Source organism: Sphingosinicella sp. BN140058 (genome assembly GCF_004135585.1).
GTDB lineage: Bacteria > Pseudomonadota > Alphaproteobacteria > Sphingomonadales > Sphingomonadaceae > Allosphingosinicella.
The window spans coordinates 5030386-5049876 of sequence record NZ_CP035501.1 but is presented as its reverse complement, the minus strand read 5'-3'; the positions used below and the strand labels follow the sequence as shown (position 1 = coordinate 5049876).

Genomic DNA, 19491 nt, shown 5'->3' with positions numbered 1-19491 from the left:
AGGTGCTCAGTCGATGCGCAGGCTCTGTTCCATCGCGTAGCATTGGTCCCAGATGTAGACGTCGAAGCCGGCGAGCCTCGACTGCCACTTGGGCGCCACAGCATTGACGCACTGGATGACCACGCGGTCGATGTAATTGTCGAACACCGCCCACGCGTTGCTCGCGTCTGCAGGGTCGATCTCGCGGCCGGGCTCGGTGCTCTTCAGCGCCGCCGCGGCCGCCGCCTTGACGTCGGCCATGAAGGCGAGCTGCAGCGCGACATCGGCGTGGGTGCCGACCCGGCTGACATGGCCGCCGACGATGGTCTCGAACGGGAGACGGTCGATTTCGGCTACCTGAGCGAAATAGCCCGGTACGTCCTGCGCAAGGGCGAAGCGGCGCCACGGCATCCAGCCCGGAAACACGACGTCCACCACCATGAGCACCTTCTGCTCGGGCGCATAGATGAAGATGTTTCCGGGCTCGTGGGCGATGCCATGGTAGCTGAGTTCGAGACGCTGGCTGCCCACCGTCAGCGTGTAGCGATCCTTGAAGGTGACCGTGGGAACCGGGCGGTTCGGATCCTTCGCGCGAGCCAACAGGCGGGCCGTCTCCTCATGCCCGATCAGCACCGGGTGCCCGCCGAGCGCGGTGACGCCGCCGATGTGATCGATATGAGAATGGCTGTAGACGACGTGCGTGATCGGCAGCGCCGTCACCTCGGCGATCGCGGCCCGAAGATGCTGCGCATAGGTCGGCGGCGCATCGACCACCACCACCCCGGTCTCATAAACCAGGAACATGGACTGGTAGGCATTCTCCGTCACCATGTAGAGGCCGCGGCCCAATGGCTGCAGGCGATAGCCTTTGGCCGGGTCGATCGGGGGCGCGCGATCCTCGGCCGGCACCGGAAGGTAGCGATCCGGGCGAACGCCGATCGGCGCAAGCGCGGGCATGTTCGCATAGGGTGTGCCGGCGGCGCCCGCCGGAGCCTGGGCGGAGGCCTGGGCAGATTCGAACAGAGCGAGTGCCGCGCACGTCGCACCAAGTAGAAGAGACGATAATCGCGCATGCTTCACAGTCATGACCCGTTCCTTAGATCATCCGCACCCGTCGCGGACCACGAAGTACAGTTAAACGACGAAGCAGAATGCGTAATTGAACGAAGGTATCGACGATACGATCGTGTCGGGCGTGGCGCAAAATAGCGAAAATCAGGAACTCTTCAGCGAATTCCGGGTCAGCGTGAGGCAATCGGCGTCCTCCCGCACCGGCAATTGCACACGCGCGATTGCTCCGCCTTCGGTGAAGATCCATTCCACCCCGCCGCCGAGCTCGGCCACGAGTGCCCGGATCAGTCCCTGCCCTCGACCGGGAATAGCCCGCGACGGCGGACGTCCGTTGTCCCGCACCTCGCAGGTCAGCAGGCCCGACTGCTCCGACACCTCGACCGAGATCAGACCGCCGCTGCCCCGCAAGCCGTGCCGCGCGGCATTGCGGATCAGTTCGACGAGCACCAGCCCGATCCGCCAGCAGCGTTCGGCGGCAAGCCTGATCTCGACGGTGCGGACCCCGAGATGCACGTCGCGCTCGGCAAGGGTCGCTCTGGTAAAGGCGTCGCAGATGCGGGCGACATGGTCGCCGAGATCCGCCTCTCCGTCCACCGCGGGAGGCATCAGCGCACGATGGGATTCCGCATGGTCGTGCAGCCGGGCTGCGGCCCTGGCCAGCACCGCCTGGGCGGCCGGATCCTCTACGCGCGACGCCGCCAGCGACAGGGTCGCGATCGCCTCCGCATATTCGTTGACGACCCGATGATTGATTTCCTCGACGAGCTTCAACGAACTCGGCGGCAGCAGCACGTCCGGCGCGGAATCACATCCCAGCATCTCTACCCTCCTCGCGGTCGACCTTCGACCGGTGAGGACGTTGTGCGGGTAATGGGACGGGGGACGCTATCACACCATGGTGTGGCGGAGACCTACGTATCGGTGGCCTCGACGGGACTCCGGACTATTCCTCCAGGCGAAGTTTCGCGCTCATCTTGACGAGATCGGCGAAGGAACCAGCCTTCATCTTCTCCATCACCCGGCCGCGGTGGGCCTTGACGGTGATCTCGCTGATGCCGAGATCGCCGCCGACCTGCTTGTTGAGCCGCCCTGCGACGATCAGCCGCAACACCTCCCGCTCGCGCCGGCTGAGCGAGGCATAGCGCGCCTTGATGGCACGCATGGCTGCCCGCTCTCGAACCGCGATGCGGCTCTGCGCGATGGCCCGCTCGACCGCCGCGAACAGGATTTCTTCGTCGAGGGGCTTGGTCAGGAACTCGGCCGCTCCGGCCTTCATCGCCCGCACTGTCATCGGTACGTCGCCATAGCCCGTCATGAAGATGATCGGCATCTCGGCACGACGATCGGCGATCCGGGCCTGCAGATCGAGCCCGCTGAGGTCTGGCAGGCTGACGTCCAGCAACAGGCAGGAGGGGCCTTCCGGCGCCTCCGATTCGAGGAAGGCCGTCGCCGACTCGAAGCTCTTCACCGTCCAGCCGGCGAGTTCGAGCGCAGGCTGAAGCGATTCCCGGATAGAGACGTCGTCGTCGACGATGATGACCATCGGGTTCGCCTCGGACATGGCCGTCCCTCCAGCCGTCAGGTGACCAGCCCCATTGGACGTGCGATTGCTGTGCGCGGCGAGAGCATACATCGGCAAATCCTCATTCGCGTTCGAGCGCGAGCCTGACCGCATCGAGGATCGCGTCCTCGCTGAACGGCTTGATGAGGCAGGCAACAGCCCCGCTGGCGAGCAAAGCGGACCAGCCTTTCTCATCGGAGTGCGCGGTGATGAATATGATCGGTATCCGGTGGCCGAGGCGGCGGAGCGCCTGCTGAAGCTCGGGACCGCTCATGCCGGGCATCGCCACGTCGAGGATCAGGCAATCGGCGGCACCGCATTCACCGGACGTCAGAAACGCTTCCGCCGACGCAAATGGTCTTGCATCGAAGCCGAAAGATTTCAGCAATTCGGGCAAGGATTCTCGCACGGATTCGTCATCATCCACGACGGCGATCATCTTGCGATCTTCCATGGGGCTTCCCTTGGCTCCCGCCGAACGATCCTGCGCGTGAGATCCTCCTTCTGGTCAGGCCAACGAGCAGATCATGAGCCGCCGGACCAGCGTCGTCCATGCATACTTTGGTGTCGGTGCTCGGAACCCGCGGGCGCTGCGCGGCCGCGACCTAAACCTTTGGACAATGGCAGCGGCTTCGCAACGATGCGATCCGGCATGCCCCGCATGGATCCAAGGACAAAATGCATGCAGATCGATCTGAAACGCCGCGAACTGCTCGGCGCCGCACTCGCCGGAGCAGCGATGACGGACTGGCCGGCGCTGGCGAAGACCCATTCTGCAGGAGCGACCGTGGCTGCGCCGAGACCAAAGCCCCTGCCGCTTCGCTCGATCCGCGCGGGCGAGGTCGAGATCGGCTATGCCGAGCTTGGCGCGGCCGACGGGCCGCCCGTCATCCTGCTGCACGGCTGGCCCTACGACATTCACAGCTTCGTCGAGGTCGCGCCGATGCTGGCGCAGCACGGCTACCGAGTGCTGATCCCCTATCTGCGCGGCTTTGGCACCACCCGCTTCCTTTCGGACGACACCATGCGAAATGGACAGCCGTCCGCGGTTGCAGCGGATACGATCGCGATGATGGACGCGCTGGCAATCCCGAGCGCACTCGTCGCCGGCTTCGACTGGGGCGCCCGCAGCGCCGACATCATCGCCGCTTTATGGCCCGAACGGTGCAAGGGCCTGGTGTCGGTGAGCGGTTATCTAATCGGAAGCCAGGCGGCGGGCAAAAAGCCGCTGCCGCCGGCAGCGGAATTCCAGTGGTGGTATCAATTCTACTTCGCGACGGAGCGGGGCCGCGACGGCTACGCCCAGTATCGCCGCGACTTTGCCAAGCTGATCTGGAAGCTGGCCTCGCCGCAATGGCATTTCGACGACGCGACCTTCGACCGTTCGGCGGCGGCCTTCGACAATCCCGACCATGTCGCCATCGTCATTCACAACTATCGGTGGCGCCAAGGCCTCGCAGACGGCGAGCGGCGCTACGACTCGCTCGAACAGCGGCTTGCCGCCGCGCCGACGATCGCGGTGCCGGCGATTACGATGGAGGGCGATGCCAATGGGGCGCCGCATCCGGATCCAGCGGCTTATGCGACGAAATTCACCGGCCGCTATCAGCACCGCCTGATCCGCGGCGGCATCGGCCATAATCTGCCGCAGGAGGCGCCGCGCCAGTTCGCCGAGGCGATCATCGATCTGGCGAAGCCCGCATAGAGCGATCGAGCGATAAGTCCCCGGCAGCGGGGTCGGAAGCCTGCGCCACCGGCACCGAAAAGGAGAAAGCGGTTCCGGCGCGATCGCTCTCCACCCAGAGCCTGCCGTCATGGTGTTCGAGGATCGATTTGCTGACCGACAGGCCGATTCCCATTCCGCCGGCCTTGGTGGTGTAGAAAGGTTCGAAGACCCGCTTGCTATCCTCGTCGGCGAGTCCCGGCCCGGTATCGCGCACGGTGAGCTCCACATGCACGGGAGAAACCTGCTGCGTCTCGATCACGATCAGACGCTGCCGATCCGTGACCTCGTCCAACGCATCCGCCGCATTCAGCACGAGGTTGAGGATGACCTGCTGGAGCTGGACCCGATCGCCCGCGACGGGAAGCAGGTCGTCGAACTCCGCCGCGATGACGATGCCCCGCCGCTGGAGATCCTGCGACGACAGCGCGACGATCTCCCGCGCGGCATCGTTGAGATCGAGGGGCTCGAACGCTTGCTCCGTTTTCCTGAACAAAGATCGCAGCCGCCTGATCACTTCGGTTGCGCGATTGCCGTCGCGCAGCGTTCGCCGCGCCGTGGCGATCGCTCCATCCACATCCGGCGGATCGGCGGCGAGCATGCGCAGGCACGTGTTCGCATTGGTGATAATTCCGGCAAGGGGCTGACTGACCTCATGGGCGATCGATGCGGTGAGCTGCCCAAGGCTGGTCACGCGCGCGACATGAGCAAGCTCGCCCCGCACTCTCTGGAGCGACTCTTCGGCCTGTCGGCGCCGGGTGACGTCCTGGACGGCACCGACGCATTCGCGGCGGCCATCGGCCTGCTGAATCATCTTCGCGAATGCGTGAACATGCTTGATCCTGCCGTCCGGCATGCGCAGCCGCATTTCGTAATCGATACTGTCCACCCCCTGTGCGAGTGCGCCCACCTGCTTCTCGAAGATCGGCAGGTCATCGGGATGGAAGCGGCTTCGGAAGTCGGCGCCGCGCAACCGGCGCTCGGCCTCGAGCTCGTGGATCTCGCGCAACTGATCGGAATAGGCGATCTCGTCGGTCTCGACATCCCACGCGAAGGATCCCGTCATGCTGACCCGCTCGCCGGCCGAAAGATAATGGGCGCTTCTCCGCAGTTGATCCTCGGCATGCCTGCTTTCGGTCACGTCCTGGATCGAGCCGATGACGATCGGGCGATCCGGACTGTCTTCCTGGAAGTGCGCGACCGCGTGCAGGTATTTCATATTGCCCCTGGGGGTGACGATCCTGAAGCTCTCGTCGAAATCGACGCGGTCGGCCATCGACCGGCGGAAGCCCGCGTCGAAAGCCGGCCGATCCGCGGCATGGATGCGATCACGGAAGGCGGCGAAGGTCGGCGCGTGCTTCCTGTCATATTCGAGGATAGCATAGAGTTCGTCGGACCAGACGTGCGTGTCTGCCTGGACGTCGGTGGTGAAGCTGCCGGTGCGACTGAGGCGCTGCGCCTGGCTGAGATGCTTGTGCGCTTCACGCAGCGTCCGCTCACGGGCGGCAAGCTCGGTCTCGACCCGCTTCCGGTCTTCGATATCCGTGTTGATCCCGTACCATTTGACGACGTTACCGTCGGCGTCGTGCAGCGGACTGGCCTGGAACCGGAACCAGCGATAGCTGCCGTCATGCCGCTGGAGGCGCGCTTCGGCCTCTGCACCCTGCCCGCTGTCGCGGCAGAGCGCCCACACTTCGCCGAGCGCGGCGAGATCGTCGGGATGAACCAGCCCGATCCACTGCCACGCCGCAAGGTTGTCTCGGGTACGGCCGACATAGTCGAGATAATGCTGGTTAAAGAAATCCGCCGTTCCATCGGCCTCGGCGGACCAGACGAGGGCCGGAATCGTATCGATGGTCAGCCGCAGGGTCTGCTCGCTGGCCTTCAACGCATCCTCGGCCACCTTGCGATCGTGAATGTCGTTGACGACTCCGTGCCACGCCAGGATCGCCCCGAACTCGTCGCGTAGCGGCTGCGCCTGGACCTCGCACCAGCGATAGCTCCCGTCCCTGCTGATGAAGCGCACCTCGTGTCGATAGGACGTGCCGGCAGCGACGGTGCTGGTCCAGGCTTCGATGGTCGGTTCGCGGTCCTCCGGATGCACCAGGTGGACCCATTCTTCCGCCATGATCGTATCGTCGCTGCGCCCGAACCAGTGGCGCAATTGCGGATTGAGGTAGTTGACGAGGCCGTCGGCACCGGCGCCGAACAGGTTCTGCGGGATCGTCTCGGTCAGGCGACGCAAGTTCAGTTCGCTCTGGCGGAGGCGTTCTTCCGCTTGCTTCATCTCTTCGATGTCGATGATGACGCCGAACCATTTGACGCTCCCGTCGCCCTCCTCGAGCGCGCTCGCCCGGTTCAGCACCCAGCGATAGCTGCCGTCGGCGCCCCGGATGCGGGTCTGCGCTTCCATGGGGTCGCCCGAGGCGAGCGCTCCCCGCCACTGCGCCATCGCGTGTTCGACGTCCGCCGGATGGGTCACGGAGGCCCAGTCCCAGCTCTGAAGCGCTTCGGTGCGAAGCCCGAAAAATTCGCGATAATGCTTGTTGTGGAAATCGGTCTCGCCGTCGCCGCGCGCCGACCAGACATAAGCCGGGATCGTATCGATGATCTGGGCGAGATGCCGCTCGCTCGCCTTCAGCGCATCCTCGGCGAGCTTGCGATCGTGGATGTCCGCGCACGATCCGTACCATTTGACGATCCTCCCTTCGGCGTCGCGGAGCGGCAACGCCAGGGTCAGGATCCAGCGATGGCTCTGATCGGCGACATGGAAGTGGCGGACTTCGACGGAATAAGGCTCACCGGTCTCGAGGCTCCTTCCCCAGACTTCGGCCGCACGGTCACGGTCGTCAGGATGGAGCAGGTTCACCCATCCTCCGCCGGCGACTTCCTCTGCGGTGAGGCCGCTATATTCGAGCAGCCGTTCGTTGCAGTAGTCGATGTGGCCGTCGGGCGTCGCGCTCCACAGCATTTGCGGGATCGTCTCCGATTGCTCCCGTAGCCGCTGTTCGCTCGCGCGCAGCGAGACTTCGGCGCGCTTGCGATCGTCGACATCCGTCAGCAGCACGTGCCAGGCGACGATCGCACCGCTCGCATCGCGCAGGGGACGGCCCCGATTGTCGAACCAGCGATAGTGCCCGTCGAAGCGGCGGAGTCGCTGCTCGATCTGATAGGGCGTGCCGGCCGCGATCGAACCGCCGAAGATGTCGGCGACGTGCGGCATGTCGTCAGGATGGACGATGCCGTTGGTGCCCCAGCCACGCAATTCCTCGAGGCCGACGCCGCAATACGCCTCGATCTGCCGGTTCACCTGCTCGACGCGACCGTCCGGCCCGAGCACCGCGACGAAACCCGGCAGATTCTCGATCAGGGCGGTCGCATTGAGTTCGCTCGCCCGCAGGGCCTGCTCCGCAAGCCGGCGATCGGCGATTTCCGCCTCGAGCGCCGCATTGGCTTCGGCAAGCTCGCGGGTTCGCTGCGCCACGCGGGCGTCGAGTTCCTCGGTGCGGCGGCGCTGCGCCTGCTGCAGCCGCGCCTCCTGCAGGTTGAGCAACGCCTGGTTGGCCCCGACGTTGAGCAGCAGCCGCTCGCCATGCGTGGGGAAGTCGGCGCGTGTGCTCGCCGCCACCAGCGTGCCGAACCGCCGATCAAGGCCAAGCGGCACGAAGGCAAGCGACACCTCGCCGCCGAGAAGCCGGCTGCGCCTCACCCCCACCGGGGTTCGTGCTTCCTCCTCGATCAGTTGACGAAGTTGCTCCCGGAGAAGGCTGGATCCAGTCGGGTAATTGTCGCCGGCGAGCAGGATCGTCCCGGTGCCTTCGACCTCTTCGACGAGGTCGAGGACGAAAACGTCGAGCATGGACATGCCGAACAATGCTTCGGCGAGCCGGCGAAGCGCCGGGCCCGCTTCGCCGCCGCGCGATGCGGCTCCGACGCCGATCAGGCCGACGAGATCGTTCATCTCGCGCTTCAGCCGCGCAGTCTCGGTCGCGGGGCCCGTTTCCACGTCTCCGTCGGCGCGGATCATCGGCCGGTGCCGGCAATCTCGCCCCTCCGTGCACGCAGGAACGCGCCGGGCTCGATGAAAAACGGATTCTGCTGCACGGCATCGCCGATCAGCACCATCGGATGGGTGCGCAGGATATCGATCAGCATGTCGCCGGAAAGCATCTTCAGATCGTACACGCAGATCACGATGTCACGATGGCGCCGCCAGATCTCGTTCACGCGCGCCTCGAATTCGATCAGTTCTTCGTGGTGCGGCGACTGCCCCGCCCAGTCCATGTTGCAGACGATCCGGCTGATGGGGAAGGTGCCGTCGCCGCCGGCCATGGCTTCGAACGCGGCCACCATCCGGTCCTGGTCGAAGCGTCCGCCGCTCAGATAGACGTCATCATTGCGACGAACATCGAGCTGCCCGCGCTCACGGGCGGCTGGCAGGTCGATGCCCGCCTCCGCCAAACGCGCAAGGTGGCGCGATTCCTGATCGGGTGTGATGATGTGGACCGCCTTTTCGCCGCGCGTGAAGCCCTCGGCTATGAACGGCAGCAAGGTGCGATAGGCCTCGTCCTCCCCATTGAAGAAGGCGCAGGCATGCCTGACGTCTTCCGATGCCGTACAATCCAGATGCATCCCGGTCGCCTGATTCATGCGACATCCCCCGCAGGCTGAAGATCGCGCTCGAAGCGCCCGGACGTCGCACCCGTTCAGGCTCGTCAGGGCGAGCAATCCTATGACATGGACGTGTTCCGCGAAGCAAGCATCGGCGATCCCGCCCCTGCGGAGATGCGCTGGCATGGCATGACAGCTCAAATATCATCGACAGGTGGAGCAGTCGGGCCTGCCGATAACACTGCAACAATCGCAACTTGGCGGACGCCATGTGCTTGGCACGGCGTATTTCCTTGGTTCACAGCGGCGCTGATGACTTCAAGTGTTTCGCCGGCGTACCGCGCTTGTCCGGGAAGTTTGACCGTCTTCGCAATCAGGCCCGGCAGGATGTCGCAGGGAGCGGCGCCTGCCGGTTTCCGCCCTCTGCCGCGACAGGGCACGATCGGCTTTCCTCCGCTGCCCCCTGCCCTTCGCCGCGCCTCCTTGCGCAGAAATCGATCAGTTCCTCGATTTCCAGTGCCGGCGCGACGAGGAAGCCCTGGATGCGGTCGCAGCCCATCACCCGCAACATGTCCCTCGCCGCCTCCGTCTCGACGCCCTCGGCGGTGACGTCCATGCCGAGTCCGTGGGCAAGGTCGATGGTGGAGCGAACGATCAACGGATCGCGGCGGCTCTCGACGAGCTCGGTGATGAACTGCCGATCGATCTTGAGCTCCTGCACGGGCAATTGCTTGAGATAGGCGAGCGACGACGTGCCGGCGCCATAATCATCGATCGACAGGCGGATGCCGGCGTCGGCGAGCAGGTGCAGATTGGCCAGTGCGTTCGCCGGATCGTCGATCACCGCGATCTCGGTGACCTCGAGCCCGATCTCTCCCTCTGCAGTGCCGATCAGCGCAAGCATCCGCCTGGTGAACGCCTCGTCTCCGACGAGGCGGGCGGGCATGTTGACGTGAACGGGAAGGCGGATCCCCGACTGACGCAGAAAGGCCTGGTCGGCGATCACGCGATGCAGCACCCATTCGGTCATGTCGCGAATGTCGCCGGTTTCCTCGGCGATCCGGACGAACTCTTCGGGTCCGATGCTGCCGCGCACCGGATGCCGCCAGCGGATCAGGGCCTCGACCCCGTCGATGGCATCGTCGCGGATCCGGATCTTGGGCTGGTAGCGCAAGGTGATCTCGCCGTTGGCCAAACCTGCGCGCATGTCTCGCATCAGCGCCAGCCGGTCCGAGGGATCGCCGTAATCAGCCTTGCTGAACAAGGCGCGCCGGTGCCGCGCATTCCGGGCCTGATCGAGCGCGATCTGCGCCTGTTCGCCGAGCACCCGCAGCTCGTCCGCCGATCCCGGCCCCGCATAGCCGATCGTGACGGAGAGATCGACGACATGGTCGCCGACCGCGATCGCCCCTTCCGCGGCAATTTGGAGCCGTTCGATCACGTCTGCGGCGTCGGCGGCATTGGCGCCGTCGAACGCAATTGCGACGGTATCGGGGGCGATCCGCTCGATCGCCAGCTCGCCGATCGAAGCGCCCAGCCGCTCGACCAGTTCCCGCACCAACTGCGCCCCCATGGCATGACCGATCGTCGCCCGCATCGCCGCAAAGCGATCGATACTGAGCGCGGCGGCGAACACGGTGCGGCCCCTGCCATCCAATGGTCCGGGCCGCTCGAGCAGCCGGCGCCGCCAGGTGCCGTGGGCCGTATCGGCCGCCGCGGGCGCATGCGTCGCCCGGATCGAGGCAGCGCGCCGCTTGGCCGCGTACATGGCGGCGTCGGCGGCGCTCAGGGTCTCATCGATCGCGGTACCTGCAACGACCCCGGCCATGCCCACGGAGGCGCTCAGAGTGACGGTGAGATCCTCGGCGATTGCGATCGGCCTACGCGCCGCCTGCGCGATCCGCCGCGAAATCCGCTCCGGAAGATCGCTCTCCGGATCATGGTGCACCACGGCGGCGAATTCGTCGCCGCCCAAGCGCACGATCAGCACCCCGTCATGGTCGGTCTGAACCGCGCGCAAGCGGGCACCGATTTCGCGCAGGACGATATCGCCGGCGCGGTGGCCGTGGGTGTCGTTGACCGCCTTGAAGTGATTGAGATCGCTGATCAGGACCGTGAGTGCGCTGCCGCCTTCCCCGGCATTGCGATGATCGGCCACGAATTCGGCGAGCGCGCGGCGATTGGGCAGGCCGGTCAACGGATCGAGGCGGGCGGCTGCGATCGCCTGCGCCTGAAGCGACTGGACCTCGGCCATGGCAACCGAAAGCCGGCGGCTGGTGCGCCACGCGAGCCAGGCACCGGCGAGCGCGAACCCGAGCAGCGCGGTCAGCACCTCGTCCACTTCGAAATGCTCGTATCGTGCCGAGAATGCGCGGAACCGCTCGAAGAAGTCCAGCGATGCGGCGATGGAGGCAAGCGTGCCGGCAATCGCGAAAACCAGAATCCGCTCGGCGCGAATCGATAGTGCGTCCGAGGATTGGCTCCGAAAGGTCACGCTCACTCCTGTGCATCCTCGTCGCCGAGGCGCGCCGAACACCCATTCGCCTGGAATTCGGTGCTGACCGAGAGACTTAGGCTGCCGTCGTTAACAGGTGGTTGATGAAGCGGGCTCAGCGCTGCAGCTTGGTCGCCAGGATCACCGAAGAGGTCGTCCGCTCGACCCCCTCGATCGCGCCGATGGCGTCGAGCAGGTCGTTCAGGCGGGTGAGATCCGGGGCTTCGACGATCGCGATCAGATCATATTCCCCGGCGATCGCGTAAAGCCCGGCAAGTTCCGACATCGTCGCCAGCGCATCCTGGGTCACGCCGATAGCCTTGGGCAAGACCTTGATCATGACATGGGCGCGGATCAGCCGCCGGTCATAGGCATCGCCGAGACGCACGGTGTAGCCGAGGATGGTCCCTGCCCGCTCCAGCCGCTCGATGCTGCTGTAGATGGTGGAGCGGGACACTCCGAGCGCCAGCGCGAGCTCCGAGACGTTCCTGCGCGCATCCTCGCGAAGCAGCGCCAGAAGTTGCCGATCGACATCTTCCGGCGCCCGGGCCGTCATCAGCGCGCCGCCGGCCCCGGCCCGGGTGCGCCGACAAGCACGCCTTGCCGGACTTCGGCCTCTCCGGAGAAAGCGGGATTGGTGACGCGCATGGTGCCGAGGTCCAGGATGCTGTCCGCCCCGACACCCGTAATCCGGATCCGCCGCCAGTCCAAGGGCATCCCAGGCGCAAGAGCCGGCCGTCCCTGCGGTTCGACCAGCCACGCAAAGCCGCCATCGGGCGTGTGCAGGCGCGCAGTCCCATCGGCTTCGACGCACAGGGCGCTGCCCTCGTCGACGCCGAGTCCGATCGCCTCGGGATCGACCTGCCGCGCCTTGGCGAGAAACGCGATCAGCCGGCCGAGCCGGTCGCGCGCGCTGAAATGGGTGTCGGTGACGACATGGGCGAGCCGCGGCATGTGCAGGAAATCGCCGACCAGCGTGACTGCCGCACCACCCGGATCGGCCAGCGCGGCCGGGCTGTCGATGCTGCCGCCGTCGAGCGCTCCGTAGCCGATGCCGCCGAGAATCGCGAGACCGGCGCTGGTGCCGCCGATCGGCTTGCCCTTGCGGACATGGTCATCGAGCAGCCGAGCGACCGCCGTACCCTTCCAGAAATTGACGTAATTGGCCTGATCGCCGCCGGCGAGGAAGATGCCGTCCGCCTTGGCTAGGATGGCGAGCACCGCCGGATCGGAAGCGGCGCTGCGGTGGTGGAACACCAGGGTCTCGACCGAGGCGACGCCGCCCACCTGATTGTAGAATTCCTCGCCCGCCTCGCCCGCGCCGGAGGCGCGCAGGACGACGATGTGACCATGCCCCGCCTGCGCCGCGAACCAGCGGAAGGCGCCGTAATCCCAGTCGCCGCCGCCGACGAGAAGCAGGCCGGGGGCGGTGGCGGAAGGGCGCGCGGCCTTCGCAGCGCCGATTTGATAATGTTCGTAGGCGGGCTTGGCCGGACGTGACGCGGCGGGCGTCCAGGCAAGCGCCGCGATCATGGCGGCGAGAAGCCCGAACAGTGTCCTCCTGGCGACAGGTTCAATCATTTCGTTCGACGCACCCGACACTATGAATATTTGTCATTCCAATCTGATGGACCCCGGTGTCAATATGTCTCGTCAAATCACGAGGGGGAAGTGTTCGTGCGTCATCGGAAGATCATCGGCCTCGCCATGGCCGGCTGCAGCCTGGTCGTGCTCGCCGGAGCCGCGGCTGCCCAGACCGGCGAGGCCGTGGATGTGGGCGCAGCGGCCGTGGGCGAGGAGACGGCCGGCGGCGAGATCGTCGTGCTCGGCTCGCGCATTCCGCGGGTGCAGGCCGAAGGGCCGGCGCCGGTGACGACGATCACCTCCGAGGACATCCTCCGCAACGGCTATCAGAGCGTGCCCGACGTGCTGCGGGCGATCACCCAGAATGGCGGCGAGACGCAGAGCCAGCAGAGCTTCTCCGGCGCCGATTTCACGCCCGGTGCGCAGCAGGTCGATCTGCGCGGGCTCGGCCCCAACCACACTCTGGTGCTGGTCAACGGCCGCCGGATCGCCGACTTCCCGCTGCCGTTCAACGGCAACAGCAATTTCACCGACATTTCCAACATCCCGATCGGCCTCATCGAGCGCGTGGAGATCCTGAGCGGGAGCGCGTCGGCGATCTACGGCTCGGACGCGATTTCGGGCGTGGTCAATTTCCAGCTCAAGTCCAGGCCGGACGGCACCCGGATCGACCTTCGCTACGGCGACACCGAAGACGGCGGCGGCGCATCCTATCGGATCACCGCGTCCACCGGTTGGCAGAGCGGGGCCTTCACGGGCCTGCTCGGAGTCGAGTTCCTCGATCAACGGCCGCTCTGGCAATATCAACGCAAGCGCCAGGATTCGACGGCCGACAATCCGACCACCGAAGCGCCGCTGGCCCGCCGCACCTTTCTCCGCACCGACGAGGATAGCGGCTATATCGATCCCGGAGCGGCGACCTGCGCCGGCCTCGCCGACCTCAACTTCGGCACGACCTATTATGCCAGCCGTCCGCGCTACGACACGATATCGGGGCCGGGCCGGTTCTGCGGTAGCAACGAATCGGTTGCGTTCGGAACGATGATTTCGAAGCGCAGGTCGGTGTCCGCCTACAGCGCGCTCAGCTACAAGCTCGGCGATCGTACCGAACTCTTCGCCGATCTCCAGTTCAGCTATTCGCGGCTGAAGCTGTTCCGAGACGTTCTCGACTGGTTCTACGTCTCGCCCGACGGCAATGAGGAAGGGACCTTCTTCAATCCCAATCTGTCGCCCGACGACACCTATAGCGGCGCCCAGCTCGACAATTGGAGCCGCCAGTTCACGCCGGAGGAGATGGGCGGCCTCAAGGCCGGACTGACCCGCAACAATGCCCTGAGCTACACCATCACGCCGGGTATCAAGGGCAGCTTCGGCACCGATGACCGCTGGTCCTACGAGGTCGCCCTCAACCATGCCGAATACCGCTCGACCGTCCACTTTCCGCAGGTGGTGATCGACAAGGCCAACGCCTTCTTCCTCGGCAGCCAGCAGGGCGTCGATCCGGACAGCGGCTATGCGATCTTCGATGCCGATCCGACCCGGCTCTACACGCCGCTCACCCCGGACGAGTATCGCTCGATCACCGCCGATTCGGTCTACCGGCCGAAGTCGTGGGTGAACAATGCGTCCGCCACGATCAACACCACCCATCTGTTCGCGCTTCCGGCTGGGCCGGTCGGCTTCGCCGCGGTGATCGAGGCTGGCAACCAGGGCTACGACCTCAGGCCCGATCCGCTCGCGCTCACCCAATATTATGTTGGGCTGATCGATTCGGACGGCAGCGGCAAGCGCCGTCATTGGGGCGCGGGCGGCGAACTTCGTGTGCCCGTCTTCTCGTTCCTCGAGCTGAACGGTGCCGCGCGCTACGATCATTATGCCTTTGCCGGCAACGGCTTCGGCAAGGTGACGTGGAACCTCGGCGCACAATTGCGGCCGACCCGTGCCCTGCTGCTCCGCGGCGCCTACGGCACCGGCTTCCGGGCTCCGGACCTGAACTACGTGTTCCGAGGCCCCGGCAACACCCACCCCTCCGCGACCGATTATTATCTCTGCCGAACCGAAGAGAGCGACGTCGACATCGGCGATTGCGGACGCGCCGACGAAGGCATCGTCTCCCGCCGCAACGGCAATCGCGATCTCCGGCCGGAAACGTCGAAATCGCTCAACGCCGGCATCGTCTGGCAGCCGCGCCGCTGGTTCGACGTCTCGGCCGACTATTTCCGGGTGGAGATGAAGAACCAGGTGCTCGACATGAACATCGATAGCCTGCTGCGCGACGAGGCGGACTGCCGGATCGGTACGACGTCGTCGGGCGCGGCCGTCGACACCGGCTCGCCGACCTGCCTCGACGCGCTTGCCCGGGTGCAGCGTTATGCCGGCGGCGCCCTCGACGGAGAATTGCAGGGCGTGTCGATCGCGCCGATCAATATCGCGCAGGAGAGCACCGACGGCATCGACGTTGCCGCCCACCTGCGTTCGCCGCAGACCGGCATCGGCAGCTTCGCGCTGAGCGCCGCCTACACCTACGTCTTCAGCCACAAGATCCGGCAATATCCGGGCGATCCGGTGATCAACAAGCTCGCTTATGAAAGCGGCTATTACATCCCCCGCGACAAGGGGACGGCGAGCCTGACCTGGAACGTCGGCAAGGTCTCGACCACGCTCACCGGCATGCGCCTCGGCAAGCTGCCCAATTATGACGAGGATGCCTACATAAAGGCGAGCTATCTGTTCAATCTGTCGGCCCAGTACAGCTTCACGGACCGGATCCGGCTGTCGGGCACCGTTAACAATCTGTTCGACAAGGCACCGGTCAAGGACCCGACCTATGCGAGCTATCCTTATTACGACATTTCGTGGTTCGACGGGGTCGGCCGCAGCTTCTATCTGCAGCTGACCTACAAAATGGGCGGGAAGAAATTGTGATCGGAAGAACGGTTCTGGGCCGCGCGGCCGCTGCGGCAGCGGCCGGCGCCCTGCTGATCGCCGCAGCGCCGGCGGCGGCGCGCCTCTCCGCCGCGGAAAAGACGATCGGGCGGACGGTCGACGGCGAGTTCGAGCGCTCCGTCGGTCTCCTGCAGCGGCTGGTCGACCAGAATAGCGGCACCCTGAACCTCGAAGGGGTCACCGCCGTCGGCGCTATGATGCGGGCGGAGCTGGAGCCACTGGGCTTCACCGTCACCTGGAAACCGATGGCGCAGGTGCAGCGCGCCGGCCATCTGATCGCGACCCATGCCGGCAAAGCAGGTGCGAAGAAGCTTTTGCTGATCGGCCATCTCGATACGGTGTTCGAACGCGATTCCCCGTTCCAGACGTTCGTTCGCAAAGGCGATCTTGCCGAAGGGCCCGGCGCCGGCGACGACAAAGGCGGCCTGGTGGTGATCGTGGCGGCGTTGCGCGCGATGCAGGCCGCCGGCACGCTCGCCGGGGCCGACATCGAGATCGTGCTGACCGGCGACGAGGAAGATGCGGGCAGCCCGCACAGCCTCTCCCGCGCCGATCTGGTCGCGGCCGGCAAGCGCGCCGACATCGCGCTCGATTTCGAAGGGCTGGTCACACAGGACGGCAAGGACATGGGCTCGATCGCGCGCCGGTCCGTCACCGATTGGACGCTGACGGCCAGCGGCCGGACCGGCCATTCCTCCCTCATCTTCACGCCCGAACAGGGCGATGGCGCCGTCAACGAACTGGTGCGGATCCTCGCCGCCTTTCGCAAGGAACTGCCCGAGCCCAACCTCACCTTCAATGCCGGGGTGATCGCCGGCGGAGCGCGCGCCGCGATCGACGAGAGCGGCACCGGCAGCGTTGCGGGCAAGTCCAACATTATCCCGGCAACCGCGATCGCGCTCGGTGATTTTCGTACCTTGAGCAACGCGCAGACGGAGCGCGTCCGCGCCAAGATGATGGCGATCGTCGCGGCTCATGCGCCCGGTACGGACGCGAAGATCGAATTCGGCGAAGGCTATCCGGCGATGGCGCCGACCGAAGGCAACAAGGCCCTTCTGGCTGCTCTCAATGCGGTCAATCGCGATCTCGGCCTCGAGACCATGGCGCCGCTCGATCCGCTGAAGCGCGGCGCGGGCGACATCTCCTTCGTTGCCGGCGATGTCGACGGCCTCGTCGGCCTCGGCACCTTCAGCACCGGCGATCACGCTCCGGGCGAGACGGTCGATCTCGCCAGCATTCGCCGCCAGGCCAAGCGCGCGGCGATCCTGATGTCGCGGCTTAGCGCCCCACGCTGAGCGTCGGCCGCGCCCGTTCGAGCGTGGCGGCCTGCCGAGCTAATTCTTCGACGAGCGCCCGCGCGTGCGCACTGAGATCGTCGAACCGGCGGGCACAAAGGGCCAAACGTCGATCCGCCCAGGGATCGGCGAGCGGGACGATGACGAGCGTCGACGACTGCGCCGGCAGAGCGGCTGACAAGGGCATGATGCCGAGACCAATTCCGGCTTCGACCAGACCTGCCATGGTTTCGAAGCTGCGCAGCCGCACGCGGTAGCCGATGCGGCGGCCGAGACGAGCCGCCTGATCGGCGAGACTCGCGTGCAAGGCACCGGCGCTGAGGCCGACGAAAGGCTGATCGAGAAGTTCGGCGAAGCGGATCGTCTCGCGACCGGCGAGCGGGTGATCCGCCGCCGCCACCAGCACCAGCCGATCGGTAAGGATCGGACGGGTTTCGAGGATCCCCGCATCGACCGAATGGCTGGCCAGGCCGAACTCGGCGCGGCCCTCCCCCACTGCGGCGATGACGTCGACGCTGGTCCGTTCCTCGATCTCTATGTCGACCTGCCTGTGTGCGGCGAGTAAGGCGCGGACCGACCGGGGGACGAGCTCGACCAAGGCGGCGCTGTTCGAGACCATCCGGATTTCGCCCTTCATTCCGCCTGCGAAGGTGGCAAGTTCGCCACGCATGCGCTCGGTCTGCGCGAGGATGGCGCGGGCATGATGGAGAAGCGTGCGTCCGGCCGGCGTGGGCACGACTCCGCGCCGGCCGCGCTCCAGCAAGGCGGTGCCCAGCAGCGCCTCCATGCCGCTGATCCGGGCGCTTGCCGAGGCCAGCGCGAGATTGGCGGCGGCGGCCCCGCGGGAAATGCTGCCGGCGTCGACGACCGACGCGAAGAGACGAAGATCAACCAGATCGAACCGCATGATAGCCTTCGGCCAGGACGAAACCTGTCCTCGGATATCCCGCATTGTGCCGTGCATCCGCAAGAGAGAAGGTGCGGATACCCCTCGGATCTACCTAAGTCTCACATTGAAAGGAGAGAGATGTGACACGCAGCCACGACGTCCTCGTCGAGCAGCAATTCGGGCCTCAGGCCCAGGCCTATGTTGCGAGCGCGGTGCATGCGAGCGGCCCGGATCTCGATCGTCTCGAAACCATCGCGCGCGACCGGTCGCCGGCACGTGCGCTCGACCTCGGGTGCGGCGGCGGCCACGCCGCATACCGGATTGCGCCGCACGGGGCGGAGGTAGTCGCCTGCGATCTCTCCATCGACATGCTCGAAGCCGTCGCCGCGGAAGCGGCGCGGCGCGGTCTCGCCAATGTCCTGACCTGTCAGGCCGCCGCGGAACGGCTTCCGTTCGAGAGTGCAGCGTTCGACCTGCTGGTTTGCAGGATGAGCGCGCACCATTGGCATGATCTCGATGCAGGGTTGCGCGAGGCTCGTCGCGTCCTCGCACCGCAGGGCGCGGCGATCTTCATCGACGTGGTCTCGCCGCCCCATCCGGCACTCGACACCCACTTGCAGACGATGGAATTGCTGCGCGACCCAAGCCACGTCCGCAACTACCGGATGGACGAATGGTCGGCCGCGCTCGGCCGTGCCGGCTTTGCGGTGCAGCGCGTCGCCAGCCATAAACTGCCGCTGGAGTTCAGCGCGTGGGTGGCGCGGATGCGGACGCCCCCCGTGCAGATCGATGCGATCCGTGCGCTCCAGCGCCAGGCGTCTGCGACCGTGCGAGATGCGTTCGCGATTAGCGACGACGGCAGCTTCACGATCCCGGTCGCGACCTTCGAGTTGGCCCCCGTCTGAACGCAGGCGCCATCTCGAAAGCGATTAGGCGGGCCACGCCTTGTTCGTGCCGCATTGTTCCCGGAAATTCGGACCGGATCGGGAGGCGAAGCATGGACGTGGCCTGGCTGTTGATGCTGCAGACGGCAGCCGCTTCCTCGGCACCGGTGCCGTCGGATTTCGACCTTGCCAAGATACGGGCAGCGGACACAGACCTGTCGATCACAGGCCGATGCGCCGCCAGCAACGCCGCCGAGATCGTCGTGTGTGGACGGCGCCGCAGTCCAGATGCGGACCGCGACCGCTACCGGCCCGAATTTGCGGAGAAACCGCTCCGTGCGGAGATCGGCATCGGCGGCGGGGCGACCGCACGCGCCTTCGTCGATTCCGTCGCAATGCCGAACGGCGAGGTCAGCAAGCGGGTCATGGTCGGCGTCAAACTGCCTTTCTAGAG

General features: G+C 65.9%; 15 protein-coding genes. 5 read left to right on the top strand and 10 right to left on the bottom strand.

The window, feature by feature from the left end:
• Nucleotides 1–6: 6 nt before the first annotated feature.
• The 4 genes from ETR14_RS22880 to ETR14_RS22865 form a co-directional block, all read right to left on the bottom strand.
• The gene (locus ETR14_RS22880) at nucleotides 7–1065 is read right to left on the bottom strand and encodes an MBL fold metallo-hydrolase (protein WP_243455651.1); all 1059 of its coding nucleotides are present in this window, start codon (nucleotides 1063–1065) and stop codon (nucleotides 7–9) included.
• A gap of 129 nt (nucleotides 1066–1194) precedes the next feature.
• Nucleotides 1195–1869 (bottom strand): ATP-binding protein, encoded by a 675-nt coding sequence (locus ETR14_RS22875; RefSeq protein WP_129389436.1) that lies wholly within the window; start codon nucleotides 1867–1869, stop codon nucleotides 1195–1197.
• Nucleotides 1870–1993: 124 nt separating this feature from the next.
• Nucleotides 1994–2683 (bottom strand): response regulator transcription factor, encoded by a 690-nt coding sequence (locus ETR14_RS22870; RefSeq protein WP_243455650.1) that lies wholly within the window; start codon nucleotides 2681–2683, stop codon nucleotides 1994–1996.
• Nucleotides 2684–2693: 10 nt separating this feature from the next.
• Nucleotides 2694–3065: a response regulator transcription factor gene (locus ETR14_RS22865; protein ID WP_129389432.1), complete on the bottom strand. Its 372-nt coding sequence runs from the start codon at nucleotides 3063–3065 to the stop codon at nucleotides 2694–2696.
• 228 nt (nucleotides 3066–3293) lie between these two features.
• On the opposite strand from ETR14_RS22865, the gene ETR14_RS22860 reads away from it, so the two are divergent.
• Nucleotides 3294–4316: an alpha/beta fold hydrolase gene (locus tag ETR14_RS22860; protein WP_206185903.1), complete on the top strand. Its 1023-nt coding sequence runs from the start codon at nucleotides 3294–3296 to the stop codon at nucleotides 4314–4316.
• Here the strand turns inward: ETR14_RS22860 and ETR14_RS22855 are convergent.
• From ETR14_RS22855 to ETR14_RS22835, 5 genes are all read right to left on the bottom strand, one after another.
• Nucleotides 4291–8361, bottom strand: coding sequence for a PAS domain-containing protein (locus tag ETR14_RS22855; protein ID WP_129389426.1), 4071 nt, complete (start codon nucleotides 8359–8361; stop codon nucleotides 4291–4293). The two genes, ETR14_RS22860 and ETR14_RS22855, sit on opposite strands and share 26 nt — an antisense overlap.
• Nucleotides 8358–8984 carry an MEDS domain-containing protein gene (locus ETR14_RS22850; protein WP_129389423.1) on the bottom strand — a complete coding sequence of 209 codons (627 nt, stop codon included), beginning with the start codon at nucleotides 8982–8984 and terminating at the stop codon, nucleotides 8358–8360. The genes ETR14_RS22855 and ETR14_RS22850 overlap by 4 nt, the downstream gene beginning before the upstream one ends.
• A 334-nt stretch (nucleotides 8985–9318) precedes the next feature.
• Nucleotides 9319–11439 carry a GGDEF domain-containing phosphodiesterase gene (locus ETR14_RS22845; protein ID WP_129389420.1) on the bottom strand — a complete coding sequence of 707 codons (2121 nt, stop codon included), beginning with the start codon at nucleotides 11437–11439 and terminating at the stop codon, nucleotides 9319–9321.
• Nucleotides 11440–11554: 115 nt separating this feature from the next.
• Nucleotides 11555–11995, bottom strand: a complete 441-nt coding sequence (locus tag ETR14_RS22840; RefSeq protein WP_129389418.1) for an Lrp/AsnC family transcriptional regulator — start codon at nucleotides 11993–11995, stop codon at nucleotides 11555–11557.
• Nucleotides 11995–13020: a cyanophycinase gene (locus tag ETR14_RS22835; protein WP_206185902.1), complete on the bottom strand. Its 1026-nt coding sequence runs from the start codon at nucleotides 13018–13020 to the stop codon at nucleotides 11995–11997. Before ETR14_RS22835 ends, ETR14_RS22840 begins: the two co-directional genes overlap by 1 nt.
• A gap of 96 nt (nucleotides 13021–13116) precedes the next feature.
• Between ETR14_RS22835 and ETR14_RS22830 the strand changes: the two genes are divergently transcribed.
• Entirely contained in the window at nucleotides 13117–15948 is a 2832-nt protein-coding gene (locus ETR14_RS22830) for a TonB-dependent receptor domain-containing protein (protein ID WP_243455649.1), read from the top strand.
• The gene (locus tag ETR14_RS22825) at nucleotides 15945–17264 is read left to right on the top strand and encodes a M20/M25/M40 family metallo-hydrolase (RefSeq protein WP_243455648.1); all 1320 of its coding nucleotides are present in this window, start codon (nucleotides 15945–15947) and stop codon (nucleotides 17262–17264) included. The genes ETR14_RS22830 and ETR14_RS22825 overlap by 4 nt, the downstream gene beginning before the upstream one ends.
• On the opposite strand, the gene ETR14_RS22820 is transcribed toward ETR14_RS22825, so the two are convergent.
• Nucleotides 17248–18171 carry a LysR substrate-binding domain-containing protein gene (locus ETR14_RS22820; protein ID WP_129389415.1) on the bottom strand — a complete coding sequence of 308 codons (924 nt, stop codon included), beginning with the start codon at nucleotides 18169–18171 and terminating at the stop codon, nucleotides 17248–17250. The two genes, ETR14_RS22825 and ETR14_RS22820, sit on opposite strands and share 17 nt — an antisense overlap.
• Nucleotides 18172–18293: 122 nt before the next feature.
• Here ETR14_RS22820 and ETR14_RS22815 point away from each other — a divergent pair, with 122 nt between their 5' ends.
• Nucleotides 18294–19058 carry a class I SAM-dependent methyltransferase gene (locus ETR14_RS22815; RefSeq protein ID WP_129389412.1) on the top strand — a complete coding sequence of 255 codons (765 nt, stop codon included), beginning with the start codon at nucleotides 18294–18296 and terminating at the stop codon, nucleotides 19056–19058.
• Nucleotides 19059–19150: 92 nt separating this feature from the next.
• Nucleotides 19151–19489: a hypothetical protein gene (locus tag ETR14_RS22810; RefSeq protein WP_129389409.1), complete on the top strand. Its 339-nt coding sequence runs from the start codon at nucleotides 19151–19153 to the stop codon at nucleotides 19487–19489.
• The last annotated feature ends 2 nt before the right edge of the window (nucleotides 19490–19491 follow it).

What these genes read in the sequence shown, in the direction of transcription:
- ETR14_RS22880 (WP_243455651.1), bottom strand. Translation starts at nt 1,065, where the DNA reads ATGACTGTGAAGCATGCGCGATTATCGTCTCTTCTACTTGGTGCGACG.
- ETR14_RS22865 (WP_129389432.1), bottom strand. Translation starts at nt 3,065, where the DNA reads ATGGAAGATCGCAAGATGATCGCCGTCGTGGATGATGACGAATCCGTG.
- ETR14_RS22850 (WP_129389423.1), bottom strand. Translation starts at nt 8,984, where the DNA reads ATGAATCAGGCGACCGGGATGCATCTGGATTGTACGGCATCGGAAGAC.
- ETR14_RS22870 (WP_243455650.1), bottom strand. Translation starts at nt 2,683, where the DNA reads ATGTATGCTCTCGCCGCGCACAGCAATCGCACGTCCAATGGGGCTGGT.
- ETR14_RS22835 (WP_206185902.1), bottom strand. Translation starts at nt 13,020, where the DNA reads ATGATTGAACCTGTCGCCAGGAGGACACTGTTCGGGCTTCTCGCCGCC.
- ETR14_RS22810 (WP_129389409.1), top strand. Translation starts at nt 19,151, where the DNA reads ATGGACGTGGCCTGGCTGTTGATGCTGCAGACGGCAGCCGCTTCCTCG.
- ETR14_RS22840 (WP_129389418.1), bottom strand. Translation starts at nt 11,995, where the DNA reads ATGACGGCCCGGGCGCCGGAAGATGTCGATCGGCAACTTCTGGCGCTG.
- ETR14_RS22860 (WP_206185903.1), top strand. Translation starts at nt 3,294, where the DNA reads ATGCAGATCGATCTGAAACGCCGCGAACTGCTCGGCGCCGCACTCGCC.
- ETR14_RS22820 (WP_129389415.1), bottom strand. Translation starts at nt 18,171, where the DNA reads ATGCGGTTCGATCTGGTTGATCTTCGTCTCTTCGCGTCGGTCGTCGAC.
- ETR14_RS22875 (WP_129389436.1), bottom strand. Translation starts at nt 1,869, where the DNA reads ATGCTGGGATGTGATTCCGCGCCGGACGTGCTGCTGCCGCCGAGTTCG.
- ETR14_RS22855 (WP_129389426.1), bottom strand. Translation starts at nt 8,361, where the DNA reads ATGATCCGCGCCGACGGAGACGTGGAAACGGGCCCCGCGACCGAGACT.